General features: G+C 47.9%; 11 protein-coding genes. All 11 read right to left on the bottom strand.

The features are described 5' to 3' along the window. Nucleotides 1-128: 128 nt before the first annotated feature. The 11 genes from fusA to secE all read right to left on the bottom strand — a co-directional run bounded on the left by fusA (nt 129) and on the right by secE (nt 15,539). Nucleotides 129-2,222 (bottom strand): elongation factor G, encoded by a 2,094-nt coding sequence (fusA, locus tag AC3ZFK_RS07525; RefSeq protein ID WP_487506198.1) that lies wholly within the window; start codon nt 2,220-2,222, stop codon nt 129-131. Between the two features lie 63 nt (nt 2,223-2,285). Continuing rightward, nucleotides 2,286-2,756, bottom strand: coding sequence for a 30S ribosomal protein S7 (gene rpsG, locus AC3ZFK_RS07520; protein ID WP_487506197.1), 471 nt, complete (start codon nt 2,754-2,756; stop codon nt 2,286-2,288). Between the two features lie 50 nt (nt 2,757-2,806). After that, nucleotides 2,807-3,181: a 30S ribosomal protein S12 gene (rpsL, locus tag AC3ZFK_RS07515; RefSeq protein WP_487506196.1), complete on the bottom strand. Its 375-nt coding sequence runs from the start codon at nt 3,179-3,181 to the stop codon at nt 2,807-2,809. Between the two features lie 376 nt (nt 3,182-3,557). Further along, nucleotides 3,558-7,832, bottom strand: a complete 4,275-nt coding sequence (rpoC, locus tag AC3ZFK_RS07510; RefSeq protein WP_487506195.1) for a DNA-directed RNA polymerase subunit beta' — start codon at nt 7,830-7,832, stop codon at nt 3,558-3,560. Between the two features lie 61 nt (nt 7,833-7,893). Continuing rightward, nucleotides 7,894-11,967 (bottom strand): DNA-directed RNA polymerase subunit beta, encoded by a 4,074-nt coding sequence (rpoB, locus tag AC3ZFK_RS07505; RefSeq protein ID WP_487506194.1) that lies wholly within the window; start codon nt 11,965-11,967, stop codon nt 7,894-7,896. A 169-nt stretch (nt 11,968-12,136) separates the two neighbouring features. Then, complete coding sequence (rplL, locus tag AC3ZFK_RS07500) at nt 12,137-12,517, bottom strand: 50S ribosomal protein L7/L12 (RefSeq protein WP_487506193.1); 381 nt, start codon at nt 12,515-12,517, stop codon at nt 12,137-12,139. Between the two features lie 72 nt (nt 12,518-12,589). Then, entirely contained in the window at nt 12,590-13,117 is a 528-nt protein-coding gene (gene rplJ, locus AC3ZFK_RS07495) for a 50S ribosomal protein L10 (protein WP_487506192.1), read from the bottom strand. 279 nt (nt 13,118-13,396) lie between these two features. After that, a complete protein-coding gene (gene rplA, locus AC3ZFK_RS07490) occupies nt 13,397-14,092 on the bottom strand; it encodes a 50S ribosomal protein L1 (protein WP_487506191.1) in 696 nt (231 codons plus the stop codon). Further along, a complete protein-coding gene (gene rplK / locus AC3ZFK_RS07485; RefSeq protein ID WP_487506190.1) occupies nt 14,092-14,535 on the bottom strand; it encodes a 50S ribosomal protein L11 in 444 nt (147 codons plus the stop codon). Before rplK ends, rplA begins: the two co-directional genes overlap by 1 nt. A gap of 119 nt (nt 14,536-14,654) precedes the next feature. Next, a complete protein-coding gene (gene nusG, locus AC3ZFK_RS07480; RefSeq protein ID WP_487506189.1) occupies nt 14,655-15,191 on the bottom strand; it encodes a transcription termination/antitermination protein NusG in 537 nt (178 codons plus the stop codon). A 6-nt stretch (nt 15,192-15,197) separates the two neighbouring features. Further along, entirely contained in the window at nt 15,198-15,539 is a 342-nt protein-coding gene (gene secE / locus AC3ZFK_RS07475) for a preprotein translocase subunit SecE (RefSeq protein ID WP_487506188.1), read from the bottom strand. Nucleotides 15,540-15,673: the final 134 nt, after the last annotated feature.

Below are 15,673 nucleotides of genomic sequence, written 5' to 3'. Positions count from 1 at the left end.
AATCGTGCCTACGTTTACGTGCGGTTTGGTTCTTTCAAACTTTTCCTTGGACATCGCTATTTCCTCTTGCTCTTATCTATTCACTTACTTAAATATTTTCAACTAACTATCTTGGTTAACCCTGCTGGTTAGCTATTTTTCTTAATAATTGCATCTGCAATATTTCCCGGTGCCTCAGCATACTTCTCAAACTCCATTGAGTATGTTGCACGACCCTGGGTTGCTGAACGCAGATCAGTTGCATAACCAAACATCTCGGAGAGTGGCACACTTGCAGCAATCATCTTGCCTGCAGGGGAGTCACCCATACCGGCAACCATTCCGCGACGACGGTTAAGATCACCCATCACATCACCCATGTACTCTTCAGGCGTCACCACATCAACTTTCATCATAGGCTCAAGCAGTACGGGATCAGCATTCAGAGCTCCCTGCTTAAAGGCCATGGAACCTGCCACCTTGAACGCCAACTCATTGGAGTCAACATCATGGTATGAACCATCATAAAGTGTAACTTTACAATCTTCGATTGGGTAACCAGCGATGACACCATTTTTCATCTGCTCCTGAATACCCTTGTCAACTGCGGGGATGTATTCCTTCGGAACTGCACCACCCACAATCTCATTAATAAATTCGTAACCAGCACCGGCTTCCTGTGGCTCGATTCTGATCCAGACATGACCGAACTGACCGCGACCACCTGACTGCCGTACAAATTTTCCTTCCTGCTCAACTGGTTTGCGGAGAGTCTCACGGTAGGCAACCTGTGGGGCACCAACTGATGCCTCTACACTAAACTCGCGCATCATACGGTCAACAATAATCTCCAGGTGGAGCTCACCCATACCGGAGATAATGGTCTGGCCAGACTCCTCATCAGTATGGACACGGAAGGATGGATCCTCCTGCGCCAGCTTGGAGAGGGCGATACCCATCTTCTCCTGGTCAGCCTTCGACTTTGGTTCAACCGCAACCGAGATTACCGGCTCTGGGAACTCCATACGCTCCAGAACAATTTTGTTATCAATTGCAGAGAGGGTGTCACCTGTAGTCACATCCTTGAGTCCGATGGCAGCGGCAATATCCCCAGCCCGAACCTCTTTGATCTCTTCACGATCATTGGAGTGCATCTGTACAATACGTCCAATTCTCTCTTTCTTGCCCTTTACTGTGTTGTAGCAGAAGTCACCAGAGTTAATCACCCCTGAATAGACACGGAAAAATGTCAGGGTGCCCACAAATGGGTCTGTTGCTATCTTGAAGGCCAAGGCAGCGAATGGCTCATCATCTGATGCAATACGCTCTTCCTCGGCTCCATCCTCAAGCTCACCGGTGACTGCATCAACATCCAGCGGAGAAGGCATGAAATGGATAACAGCATCCAACATTGCCTGTACGCCCTTGTTCTTGAATGCAGAGCCACACATCATCAGGACAACTTCATTTTTCAGTGTTCTGGTGCGGAGTCCTTCACGAATCTCATCTTCGCTTAACTCTCCCTCTTCCAGGTACTTCTCCATGAGGTCATCATTGGCCTCGGCTGCCGCCTCAACCATCTCCTCACGAAGCTCATCACACTGAGCCTGCAGCTCTGCAGGAATATCAACGGCCTCATAGGTCATACCCATGTCGTCTTCATTCCAGTAGATCGCCTTCATGCGAATAAGATCCACAATACCCTTGAAATCTTCCTCAGCACCGATATTCATCTGAATAGGAACTGCATTTGCTCCTAGACGCTCTTTGATCTGCTCAACAACACGAAGGAAGTCGGCACCTGCACGATCCATCTTGTTGACGAAACCGATACGCGGAACACCATACTTGTTAGCCTGACGCCAAACTGTCTCAGATTGCGGCTCTACCCCGCCAACCGCACAGAATACTGCACATGCACCATCCAACACACGCAATGAACGCTCCACCTCAATAGTGAAATCAACGTGTCCCGGGGTGTCAATAATGTTGATACGGTGCTGATCAAACTGCTGATCCATACCCTGCCAAAAACAGGTGGTAGCTGCAGAGGTAATGGTAATACCACGCTCCTGCTCCTGCTCCATCCAGTCCATGGTTGCTGCACCATCATGCACCTCTCCAATCTTGTGAGAGAGACCTGTATAGAAAAGTACCCTTTCAGTCGTAGTTGTCTTACCTGCATCAATGTGTGCCATGATGCCGAGGTTACGATAACGATCTAGTGGAGTTTGACGTGCCATGATAATTCTGCTGTATGCTTTCTGTTAACTGTTTATTAAAGAGTTGTTAGGTTCTACCAAAAACTACCATCTGAAGTGAGAGAATGCCTTATTGGCATCTGCCATACGATGAGTATCTTCTCTCTTCTTTACTGCCGAGCCACGGCTCTCAACCGCATCCAGAATTTCTCCTGCCAGACGCAGACCCATGGTCTTCTCACCACGCTTGCGTGCAGATTCAACCAACCAACGCATGCCGAGAGCAATACGACGATCAGGGCGCACCTCGATAGGTACCTGATAGGTAGATCCACCAACTCGGCGAGATTTTACCTCCACCTTTGGACCAACATTTTCCAGAGCGGCAAATAGTGTCTCAACAGGCTCACTATTTCCTCTCTCCTCAACGACATCAAGCGCTCCATATACGATCTTCTCGGCAACCGACTTCTTGCCATCCTTCATGATCACATTAATGAACTTGGTCAACTGCTCATTTCCATATTTTGGATCTGGCAATACAGTACGTTTTGGTGCTCTATTTCTTCTTGACATCTGCTTTCTCGAATTCTTGTCTAAATCTGCTTATTGATAACCGACAGCAATCAGCTCTTCGGCTTTTTAGCTCCATACTTGGAACGACCCTGGCGACGTGACTCAACACCTGTTGTATCCAGACTGCCGCGAACTACGTGGTAACGCACACCAGGAAGATCCTTCACACGACCGCCTCGAATAAGAACAACCGAGTGCTCCTGAAGATTGTGTCCCTCACCACCAATATATGAAGAGACCTCCATGCTATTGGTCAAGCGGACACGAGCCACCTTACGCATTGCTGAGTTTGGCTTTTTAGGTGTAGTTGTGTAGACACGAGTACATACGCCTCGCCTCTGTGGACATGCATCCAACGCGGGGACCTTGCTCTTCTCTTTCTGTACCTTGCGTGGTTTTCTAACCAGCTGATTAATCGTTGCCATTTTATCTCTATTCTTTAGCTTATCATTGCGTAACTTACTGTTACTTAACCCATAAACGATCCGCTAGCAGGCACCAAAACCAGTGTTTAAAGAGCATGTTATAGCAGATCAAAACGCATACTTAATGCGACAAAAAAGACCGGCCCTTGTGGAACCGATCTTGGTTGATCTATTTTCGGCGAACCCGACACATTCACCTTCTCATTTCTTAAGTCATGTCGGTTTACGATCTAACCATAATGTTATGGTCTCCCTCGTAATCAGGAACGCGAATTCTAGAGGGCACACCAATTGGTGTCAAGCGCTTTTCGCCATCTTTTCCAAAAAGTTGCCTCTATAAACGGATAGCCCGGCCAAAAGGCCGGGCCTGACAAGATCACTCCTCTGTAGCCACCTCATCCACAGCATTAACTGCATCTTCGCTTTCTATAACAGCCTCATCTGTTACCGCCAGAATATCTGTATCAGAGAAGAGTTTTCTGCGCTGACGACGTCTGATGTGGTGGGAAAGTCCAGTTCCTGCAGGAATAAGTCGGCCTACAATAACATTCTCCTTAAGACCACGCAGGCCGTCACTCTTGCCTGTAACCGAGGCCTCGGTCAGAACCCTTGTAGTCTCCTGGAAGGATGCTGCAGAGACAAATGAGTCTGTTGCCAAAGATGCCTTGGTGATTCCAAGAAGAATATCCTCGTATGAGGCCGGCATTTTACCAAGCCCAACCACCCGTTCATTCTCATCCAGCATTCTTGCGCGCTCTACCTGTTCCCCCTGGAGGAATTTTGTATCTCCAGGATTGACAATCACAACCCGGCGCAGCATCTGGCGGACAATACATTCAATATGTTTGTCATTAATACCTACACCCTGCAGACGATACACATCCTGAACCTCGTTGGTGATATATTTTGCCAATTCAGGAATCCCCTTCAGGCGCAAAATATCATGTGGGTCAGGTGCACCATCAACAATGGTTTCACCCTTCTCAACATGCTCACCCTCGAAAACTATGACGTGACGGAACTTTGGAATCAGCGTCTCTGTCTGCTCACCATCCTCACCAACAATCACAACCCTCTGCTTGCCCTTGGTCTCCTTGCCAAAGGTGATGGTTCCTGTCTGTTCTGCCATAACTGAAGGCTCTTTTGGCTTGCGCGCCTCGAAGAGATCAGCAACTCGAGGCAGACCACCCGTAATATCACGGGTTTTACCAGCTTCCTGAGGGATTCTTGCAAGAACATCACCGACACCAATAGTTGTGCCATCCTCTACAGTCACAATCGCACCAGCTGGCAGGAAGTATTGAGCAGGCACTGTGGTTCCGGGAATCATAATCTCTTGCCCCTTCTCATCAACCAGCATGATCATGGGACGAAGATCACGATTTCCGACAACCTCTTCGCTTGTTTTACCCTTACCATCAATTACAGTTACGGTCTGGTCACCAACAATTCTCTGTTTTGAATCTGTTACCACCACACTGGTCAGACCTGTAACCTCATCAGTCTCTTTTCGGAAAGAGACTCCATCGACAAAGTAGTTAAAACGAACTGTTCCAGCCACCTCGGTAACAACTGAATGGGTATGCGGATCCCAGGTTACAACCTTCTGTCCAGGCTCTACACTGTCACTATCAGAGACTGTGATCTCTGCACCATATGGAATCTTGTAGCGCTCACGCTCCAATCCATTCTCATCAACCACAGCAATTTCACCGGAACGGGAAACCGCGACATGGTGTCCATCAGCATGTCGCACTGAACGAACATTATGAAGGTGCACCTGCCCCCTGTTATTAACATCAACACTATTATCAGCAGCAGCTCTAGATGCCGCACCACCGATATGGAAGGTACGCATTGTCAACTGGGTTCCAGGCTCACCAATAGACTGAGCCGCAATTACGCCCACAGCTTCACCCTGACTAATCAGATCACCACGAGCAAGATCTCGTCCATAACATTTGGCACAGACACCATCTCTGGTTTCACAGGTAATGATCGAACGTACACGCATCTGGTCAACACTATTCTCTTCAAGAAGATCAGCAATCTTCTCGTCAATCAGTGTCCCCACCTTAATCAACAGCTCGTCTGTACCCGGCTTGACTACATTTTCAGAGGTTACACGACCAAGAACACGCTCACGTAGTGTCTCGATAACATCACCACCCTCTACAATTGTCTGCATCAGTACGCCATTGGTTGTTCTACAATCATCTTCTGTTGTTACCAGATCTTGTGAAACATCCACTAACCTGCGAGTCAGGTATCCTGAGTTTGCAGTTTTCAGTGCAGTATCTGCCAGGCCCTTTCGAGCACCGTGGGTAGAGATAAAGTACTGTAGTACATTTAGACCTTCACGGAAGTTTGCCGTAATAGGGGTCTCAATAATTGAGCCATCCGGCTTGGCCATCAGGCCACGCATACCGGCCAGCTGTCGGATCTGGGCTGCAGAACCACGAGCTCCCGAGTCTGCCATCATAAAGATGGAGTTGAATGAATCCTGCTGGACCTTTTTGCCTTCACTGTCAACTACATCCTCGATACCAATCTTGTCCATCATTGCCTTGGCAACCTGATCATTGGCATGCGTCCAGATATCAACCACCTTGTTATAACGCTCACCGTTAGTAACCAGTCCAGTCGAATACTGATCCTGAATATCCTTCACCTCGCGCTCAGCAGCAGAGAGAATGGAGAACTTGTCCTCGGGGATAATCATGTCATCCGCACCAAACGAGACCCCTGCACGAGTTGAGTTCTCAAAACCTGTATACATCAATTTATCTGCAAAGATAACTGTAGTCTTGAGACCCAGAGTTCGATAACAGATATCAACCAGTCCTGTTACCACCCGCTTGGTAAGCGTCTTGTTAATCTCTGCAAACGGCAGCCCATCAGGGAGAATCTCTGATAACAGCGCTCTACCAGCTGTAGTCTTTATACGGCTTACGGTTGTGCTCTTGTTGCCGTTCTCATCAATTGTGGTCTCAGGTATTCTGACCTCAATTTTTGCATGAATATCAATAAGTTTGCTGTCGTAGGCACGGCGTAATTCGTTTACATCTGCATATATGGCACCTTCACCCTTGGCATTTATACGCTCACGGGTCATATAGTAGAGACCGAGCACCACATCCTGGGTTGGCACGATAATTGGTTCACCATTTGCAGGGTGAAGAACATTATTGCTTGCCAACATCAGGGTACGCGCCTCAAGCTGCGCCTCAATAGAGAGAGGCACATGTACAGCCATCTGGTCACCATCAAAGTCTGCATTAAATGCAGTACAAACCAGTGGATGCAGCTGAATTGCCTTACCTTCAATCAGAACCGGCTCAAAAGCCTGGATACCGAGACGGTGCAGTGTTGGTGCACGGTTAAGCATGACCGGGTGCTCACGAATAACCTCATCGAGAATATCCCACACTACAGGCTCCTCACGCTCAACCATCTTCTTGGCAGCCTTGATAGTGGTTGCCAGTCCACGCAGTTGCAACTTACCAAAAATAAATGGCTTGAATAGCTCAAGTGCCATTGCCTTGGGAAGACCACACTGATGCAGCTTAAGAGTTGGGCCAACCACAATCACTGAACGACCAGAGTAGTCAACACGCTTACCGAGCAGGTTTTGACGGAAACGCCCCTGCTTGCCCTTGATCATCTCAGCCAGAGATTTCAGTGGGCGCTTGTTGGTTCCAGTTACTGCACGACCACGACGACCATTGTCCAATAGTGCATCTACAGACTCCTGTAGCATGCGTTTCTCGTTACGGACAATAATGTCAGGTGCAGAGAGATCCAACAGTCTCTTGAGCCGGTTATTACGGTTGATGACTCGACGATATAGATCATTCAGGTCAGAGGTTGCAAAACGTCCTCCCTCAAGAGGAACCAGTGGTCTCAGCTCTGGCGGCAATACTGGCAATACACGCAACAGCATCCACTCCGGCTTGTTGCCGGACTCCAGGAAACCCTCAACCAGCTTCAGACGCTTGGATAGTTTCTTGGTCTTGGCCTCTGATTTGGTTGCGGCGAGATCCTCGCGCAACTGGGCAGAAATAACCTGCAGATCCATCCCGCGAATTAGCTGATCAATTGCCTCTGCACCCATACGGGCATCAAACTCATCTCCCCACTCCTCAATCGCATCCAGATACTGATCATCAGTCAACAACTGGCCACGCTCCAGATCTGTCATTCCTGGCTCGATGACGATAAATGATTCAAAGTAGAGAACACGCTCAATATTCTTCAGGGTGATATCCAGCAACATACCAAGGCGTGACGGTAAGGAGCGCAGATACCAGATATGGGCAACAGGGCTGGCCAGATCGATATGTCCCATACGCTCACGGCGGACCTTGGATAGCGTTACCTCAACCCCGCACTTCTCGCACACCACGCCACGATGCTTCAGTCTCTTGTATTTTCCACAGAGACACTCATAGTCCTTGGTTGGACCAAAGATCTTGGCACAAAAAAGACCGTCACGCTCCGGCTTGAAGGTGCGATAGTTGATAGTTTCTGGCTTCTTGACCTCTCCAAATGACCAGGAACGAATCTTCTCCGGTGATGCCAATCCAATACGGATTGCATCAAAATCCTTGGTCTCTTGTTGAGCTTTCAAAAAATTGAGTAGGTCTTTCATTCTCTTCTCCTAATGGAACACGTTGTGGTCAGGGTAAATAATCAGCAATCTTTAGCTGTATCTAATCCACCTGTTCCAAATCAATATCAATTGCCAACGAACGAATCTCTTTCAACAGTACGTTGAATGATTCAGGCAGGTCTGCCTCAATTCGATAATCACCATCCACGATATTCTTGTACATCCTGGTACGTCCTGAAACGTCATCCGATTTAACAGTCAACATCTCCTGGAGGACATGAGAGGCACCATAGGCCTCAAGTGCCCAGACCTCCATCTCACCAAAGCGCTGACCACCAAACTGAGCCTTACCACCAAGAGGTTGCTGAGTAACCAGGCTGTATGGTCCTGTTGAACGGGCATGCATCTTGTCTGCAACCAGATGATTAAGTTTAATGATATGCATGACACCAACGGTCACCTGACGCTCGAAGGCCTCACCAGTGCGTCCATCGAAAAGTGTGGTCTGGCCACTTTCAGGGAGATCAGCCAACTTCAGCATACGCTTGATCTCTTTCTCATTGGCACCATCAAATGCCGGTGTAGCCATTGGCACACCACCTCTCAGGTTATTTGCCATCTCCATCACTTCATCATCATTCAGTGACTCCAGATCCTCATTCTGGCCGCTTACATTGTATACCTTATCCAGGAATTTTCTAACGTCCTTCACGCCAGAATCACTATCGAGCATGCCGGCAATCTTAATGCCTAGCCCCTTGGCTGCCCATCCAAGATGAACCTCAAGCACCTGACCGATATTCATACGAGAAGGTACACCCAATGGGTTCAGAACAATATCAACAGGAGTTCCATCCTCTCTATGTGGCATATCTTCAACCGGAACAATCCTGGAGATAACACCCTTGTTACCATGGCGTCCTGCCATCTTGTCGCCAGGTTGAATGCGGCGTTTCACTGCAACATAGACCTTCACCATTTTCTGTACACCAGGTGCCAGATCATCTCCGCCGGTGATCTTTCCCTTTTTCTCTTCAAAGATGGTCTCAATCTCTTCGCGCTGCTGCTTGAGCTGCTCTCGAACCAGTTCAACCTTTTGATTCACATCCTCGTTGCGCATGCGAATTTCAAACCACTTCTCACGACCAAGATCCTTAAGATAGGTCTTCGTTACCTTATCTCCAGACTTGATTGATCCAGGGCCGCCATCAGCCATCTTGCCAGTCAACAACTTCTCAAGACGCTGGAAAAGATCCTCTTCGATAATATCCTGACGAGACTTCAGATCCTTGCGGACATCATCAAGCTCCATCTCTTCAATATCGAGAGATCTCTTATCTTTCTGGATGCCGTCACGGGTAAAGACACGAACATCTACCACTGTTCCAGCCATTGAGGATTTGGCACGCAACGAGGTATCTTTCACGTCTGATGCCTTCTCACCAAAGATGGCGCGCAACAGCTTCTCCTCTGGAGTCAGCTGCGTCTCACCCTTAGGTGTCACCTTACCTACCAGAATATCACCAGGATTTACCTCTGCACCAATATATACAATACCGGACTCATCAAGGCGACCAAGAGCATGCTCTCCCACATTTGGGATATCTGCAGTGATCTCCTCAGAACCAAGTTTTGTATCTCGTGCCATACAGGTAAGTTCTTCGATATGAATCGTGGTGTAACGATCCTCTTCAACTACTCGTTCAGAGATGAGTATAGAATCCTCAAAGTTATAACCATTCCATGGCATAAATGCGACTGTCAGATTCTGTCCCAGTGCCAACTCACCCATATCGGTGGATGGGCCATCTGCAAGAACATCACCACGTGTTATCTGATTGCCAGGTTTCACTAATGGACGCTGATTTATGCAGGTATTCTGGTTTGATCTTGTGTACTTGGTAAGGTTGTAGATATCTACACCAGACTCACCAGCGATAGCTTCATCATCATTCGCACGAACAACTATTCGTCCACCGTCAACAAAATCAACCATGCCACCACGTTTGGCAACTACTGTAACACCAGAATCCACAGCAACATCACGCTCAATCCCTGTCCCTACCAGCGGCTTCTCTGCACGCATGGTTGGAACTGCCTGACGCTGCATATTTGCTCCCATCAATGCACGGTTTGCATCATCGTGCTCAAGAAATGGAATCAACGAGGCTGCAACGGAGACAATCTGTCGAGGAGAGACATCCATATACTCAATGACATCTGGCGAGGCCATGGTGAACTCATTCTGGTAACGACAGGAGAGGAGCTCATCCTGCAACTTGCCAGACGCGCTCATATTTACACTTGCCTGCGCAATATGGAAATTAACCTCATCGTAAGCAGAGAGATACTCAATCTCATCTGTTACCTGTCCATCAACAACCTTACGATAAGGGGTTTCAAGGAAACCATACTCATTGGTACGAGCATAAACCGCCAAAGTGTTGATCAATCCAATATTCGGCCCCTCAGGGGTCTCAATTGGACAGACACGTCCATAATGAGTTGGGTGCACATCACGCACCTCAAACCCGGCACGCTCACGAGTCAGGCCGCCCGGGCCCAATGCAGAGATACGGCGTTTATGGGTAACCTCAGAGAGAGGGTTAACCTGATCCATAAACTGAGATAGCTGACTGGAACCGAAGAACTCCTTGATTGCTGCAGAGATTGGCTTTGCATTAATCAGCTCCTGAGGCATCAACCCCTCGGATTCTGCAATATTCAGACGCTCCTTGACTGCGCGCTCAACTCGAACCAGACCGATGCGGAATTGATTCTCCGCCATCTCGCCAACACTTCTAATACGACGATTTCCAAGGTTATCAATATCATCAACAACACCACGACCATCCTTGATGTTAATCAACTCCTTAATCACATCAACAATATCATCATTCAACAGTACGCCTTCGCCAGTCAACTCCTCACGTGAGAGACGACGATTGAACTTCATGCGCCCTACAGCAGAGAGGTCATAACGATCCAGAGTAAAGAAGAGACTGTGGAACAGGTTTTCTGCTGATTCCCGTGTAGGCGGCTCACCAGGACGCATCATCCTGTAGATCTCAACCTGCGCCTCAAGCTGACTGGCAGCAGAATCATTTCTCAATGTCTCAGAAAGGTATGCTCCTCGGTCCAGCTCATTGATAAAGAGTGTCTGGAACTCAGAGATTCCTGCTTCAACAATCTGCTCCAATAATTCTTCTGTAATCTCATCATTTGCAGAGGCAATCAATTCACCAGTCTCGGTATCTACCAGATCATGGCCCAGTGCTCTACCGATAACAAACTCTTGTGGAGCCTCCAGTGAGCTAACGCCTGCCTTTTCTATCTCACGGATATGACGTGCAGTAATCCTGCGCCCCGTCTCCACCAGTACTTTTTTACCGGCCTTGATATCAAATGCTGCGATCTCACCACGCAGACGCTCTGGAATCACCTCGAAACTTATACCATCATTGCCGCAGAAAAAACGGTCCATTTCAAAGAATCTGTCCAGCATCTCTTGTGTAGAGAGGCCTAGTGCACGCAATAGAATTGTTGCAGGCATCTTCCTGCGACGGTCAATTCGCACATAGAGAAGATCCTTGTGATCAAACTCAAAATCAAGCCATGAACCACGGTAGGGAATCACTCTTGCAGAGAAAAGTAACTTGCCAGAAGAGTGTGTCTTACCCTTGTCGTGCTCAAAAAAGACACCAGGAGAACGGTGTAGTTGCGAAACGATAACACGCTCGGTACCGTTCACTACAAAAGTTCCATTGTCTGTCATCAGAGGGATATCCCCCATATAGACTTCCTGCTCCTTAATATCTTTTACAACCTTGTTCTTGGAGGTCTTGTCATAAATGATCAGACGCACCTTGACACGAAGTGGGGCCGCAAATGTCATGCCACGCTGCTGACACTCCTTTACATCAAATGCAGGAGTTCCCAGTCTATAACTGACATATTCCAATGCCGCATTTCCAGAGTAGGCCTCAATGGGGAAAATCGAGTTGAATGCTGCCTGTAGCCCGCTACTCTTGCGGTCTTCTACGGCAACTCCCATCTGCAGGAAATCCCTGAATGAATCCAGCTGAATTGCCAACAGGTAAGGAACATCCATAACGTTTGGACGTTTACCAAAACTCTTGCGAATTCTTTTCTTCTCAGTGAAAGCGTATGCCATTGGAACCCTCTATCTATCTTGTGTCACTAACATGTACGGCCGAAAACTAATAGCCGCACGAATCGCTGTTATTGCAGAAACAAACACTGCTCTAACAGCGCAAAAAGGCCGGCGGCAAAATGCCGCCAGCCAAATCGCATCAGTCTGCGATTGGTCAATCAAGACTTGCTTACTTGATCTCGACGGTTGCGCCCGCCTCTTCCAGAGTCTTCTTGAGCTCTTCTGCTTCATCCTTGGAAACAGCTTCCTTGACAGGAGCAGGTGCAGATTCAACCAGACCCTTAGCCTCTTTCAGACCCAGACCTGTTGCTGCACGTACAGCCTTAATAACTGCAACTTTTGCTTCACCAAAGCTAGCAAGAACCACGTCAAACTCAGTCTGCTCTTCAGCGGCACCACCGGCATCACCAGCAGCTGGGCCTGCTGCAACTGCTACAGCTGCTGCTGCAGATACGCCAAACTTCTCTTCCATATCAGAGATCAGTTCTACGACCTCCATTACACTCATGTTGGAAATGGCTTCCAGGATATCGTCTTTACTTACTGCCATTTTATTTCTCCTAAATACTTAAAAAATTACTGTTATGTCATCATTTACTACAAACGTTGTTACGCAAACTGATTACGCCGCCTCTTTTACATCACGTACAGCTGCAATGGTACGAACCATCTTGCTGTGTGGCTCAGCCAAAGTACGAACAAACTTCTCAACTGGTGCTTTCATAACACTCATCAACATAGAGATCGCCTGATCATAAGTAGGCAGACTAGCAACCGCGTTCAACTGGGAAGCATCCATCAAGGAGTCTCCCAGGGAGAGTGCTCTGACAACTAGCTTGTCATGCTCCTTGGAAAAGTCCTTCATTACCCGAGCCGCACCACCTGGATCCTCCTGAGAGAAACCAAGAATCAGAGGCCCAACCAGCGCCTCATTCATGCATGCGTAGCCTGTATCTTCAAATGCTCGACGTGCCAGAGAGTTTTTAACAACCCTGATCCGCACACCAGCATCACGAGATTTGACTCGCAACTCGGTCAGTTCTTCCCCGGTGAGTCCACGATACTCAGCCGCAACAACGGAGAGTGCGGAGGCAGCTACTTCACTGACCTCTGCGACGACGGCTTTCTTCTGTTCAAGATTCAATGCCACGTACATTTCTCCTTACTAACAAAGAGCAGTTGGATCAATTGATCCATCCACCTTCTCGCGCACAATGCGCACTAAAGAATGATTTTTGCTATTAAAAGCTAAATCATCCGCCTAACGGCACAACAGCAACATCAATAATGTCTGCGTACCGTCTGCGTGGGCGTTCACCATTTGGCAAACATTAAACCAGAGGAACCCACGGTCTTTGACGACTATTGAATTCTCGTACTACGAGCAGTCAACAGTGCAAAGTTTCTTCCCAACGTTATCTAACGTCAGTTACGCCTCCAGAGAGGTATGATCCAAAGCAAGTCCTGGTCCCATGGTTGTGGAAACAGTCACTTTCTTCAGAAAAACACCTTTTGCAGCGCTTGGTTTTTTCTTGTTCAGGTCTACCAGCAATGCCTGCAGATTTCCTATCAATTGATCAGCAGAAAAATCTACCTTGCCAATTGAGCAGTGGATAATACCTGCCTTATCTGTACGGTAACGAACCTGTCCTGACTTGGCATTATTAACCGCACCAGCAACATCAGGGCTTACAGTTCCAACCTTGGGGTTTGGCATAAGACCACGAGGACCCAAAATTTGTCCCAGCTGACCAACAACACCCATCGCATCAGGTGATGCAATCACAACATCAAAGTTCAGATCGCCTCCCTTGATTGTCGCCGCAAGATCATCCATTCCAACTATATCGGCACCAGCCTCTTTTGCCGCATCCGCATTGGCACCCTGGGCAAATACTGCTACACGAACAGTTTTGCCAGTACCATTTGGCAGCACAGTCGAGCCACGAACAACCTGATCTGATTTTCTAGGGTCAACACCGAGGTTGATGCTTACATCAACAGCCTCGGAGAACTTTACTGAAGAGATATCCTTCAACAGATCAAATGCCTCAGTAGCATCGTACTGTTTTCCAGTCTCTACCTTTTCAGCAATTGCCTTTGCTCTTTTAGTCATCTTGGCCATCAGGACATTCCCTCCACGCCTTCTACGTTCAGACCCATGCTACGCGCACTACCTGCAATAATACGTACTGCTGCATCCATGTCGTTTGCGTTCAAATCAGCCATCTTGGTAGTTGCAATCTCCTCAAGTTGAGCACGATTTACCGTACCCACTTTATTAATATGAGGCTCGCCACTACCAGATTTGATACCAGCAGCCTTCTTCAGCAGAATTGATGCTGGAGGTGTCTTGGTAATATAGGTAAAACTACGATCGTTATAGACCGTAATAACCACAGGGACAGGCATCCCCTTCTCAAGGCTCTGTGTTGCCGCATTAAAAGCCTTACAGAACTCCATAATATTTACACCGTGCTGACCCAGCGCAGGGCCAACGGGCGGACTTGGATTTGCCTCACCTGCAGGAACCTGCAGCTTAATGTAGGCCTCAATCTTCTTTGCCATTGTACTCTCCTAGTATGGGTTCAAACGTTGGTGGCCACTCGCTAAAACAGGCCCCAGCCAACTCCCCGTTACACAACACTCAAAACAGTCTGACAGAACCATTCTGAGCTATAAAATTATTACCCCTTTGACACCTGACCAAAATTAAGTTCAACTGGAGTAGAGCGTCCAAATACCTGAACCGATACGGTCAGCTTGCTCTTTTCGTAATTCACCTCTTCCACCACACCATTGAAGTCAGCAAATGGTCCGTCAGTAACACGCACCATCTCACCAGCCTCATATAGTACCTTGGGACGTGGCTTCTCAATTCCATCCTGGATACGTTGCAGAATATTTTCTGCCTCCTTGTCCGTAATTGGTGCAGGACGATCCACTGTGCCACCAATAAAGCCCATCACTTTCGGCACATCCTTCACCAGATGCCATGCACTATCATTCATATCCATCTGAACCAGCACATAACCAGGAAAGAATTTGCGCTCACTTTTACGCTTTTTCCCATCCGGACGCATCTCAACAACCTCTTCACAAGGTACAAGGATTTCACCAAATGACTCTTCCATTCCTTCAAGAGTAATGCGCTCCTTCAGAGAACGTGCTGCCTGATGCTCAAAGCCTGAATAGGCATGGACCACATACCATCTCTTTGTCATGATCAATTAGTTCCCTGTAAATACCTTAACTGCCCAGACTAATCCCATGTCCAGTAGCCACAGCAAAATTCCGACAATAATAACCATCACCACAACCATCATGGTGGTCTGTGTAGTCTCTTTTCGTGTTGGCCAGACCACCTTGCGCGCCTCTGTCCTTGCCCCAGAGACGAAACTCCAGCCAGAACGTCCTGCTTCTGTCTGCAGTGCAATTGCCGCACTGACACCAACCAGCACCAACAGCCCAAGCGTACGCAGTAGCGCCGACTGCTCTGACAACACATAAAATGCCACCATGCCTGCTGCCAATATCAACACTGCAACCGCTAATTTAATCTTGTCTGCCATCCAACTATTCGCTTTACCGTTATTCTAAAAAAAACCACTCACACCAAACCAACAAAAATAAATGGCAGGCCAGGAGGGAATCGAACCCCCAACCTGCGGTTTTGGAGACCGCTGCTCTGCCAGTTGAGCTACTG

This window comes from Candidatus Thiopontia autotrophica (assembly GCF_982804495.1).
Note: the sequence above shows the minus strand (reverse complement) of the source record. Positions and strands in the feature narration are given on the sequence as shown.

What these genes read in the sequence shown, in the direction of transcription:
- fusA (WP_487506198.1), bottom strand. Translation starts at nt 2,222, where the DNA reads ATGGCACGTCAAACTCCACTAGATCGTTATCGTAACCTCGGCATCATG.
- rpsG (WP_487506197.1), bottom strand. Translation starts at nt 2,756, where the DNA reads ATGTCAAGAAGAAATAGAGCACCAAAACGTACTGTATTGCCAGATCCA.
- rpsL (WP_487506196.1), bottom strand. Translation starts at nt 3,181, where the DNA reads ATGGCAACGATTAATCAGCTGGTTAGAAAACCACGCAAGGTACAGAAA.
- rpoC (WP_487506195.1), bottom strand. Translation starts at nt 7,832, where the DNA reads ATGAAAGACCTACTCAATTTTTTGAAAGCTCAACAAGAGACCAAGGAT.
- rpoB (WP_487506194.1), bottom strand. Translation starts at nt 11,967, where the DNA reads ATGGCATACGCTTTCACTGAGAAGAAAAGAATTCGCAAGAGTTTTGGT.
- rplL (WP_487506193.1), bottom strand. Translation starts at nt 12,517, where the DNA reads ATGGCAGTAAGTAAAGACGATATCCTGGAAGCCATTTCCAACATGAGT.
- rplA (WP_487506191.1), bottom strand. Translation starts at nt 14,092, where the DNA reads ATGGCCAAGATGACTAAAAGAGCAAAGGCAATTGCTGAAAAGGTAGAG.
- rplK (WP_487506190.1), bottom strand. Translation starts at nt 14,535, where the DNA reads ATGGCAAAGAAGATTGAGGCCTACATTAAGCTGCAGGTTCCTGCAGGT.
- nusG (WP_487506189.1), bottom strand. Translation starts at nt 15,191, where the DNA reads ATGACAAAGAGATGGTATGTGGTCCATGCCTATTCAGGCTTTGAGCAT.
- secE (WP_487506188.1), bottom strand. Translation starts at nt 15,539, where the DNA reads ATGGCAGACAAGATTAAATTAGCGGTTGCAGTGTTGATATTGGCAGCA.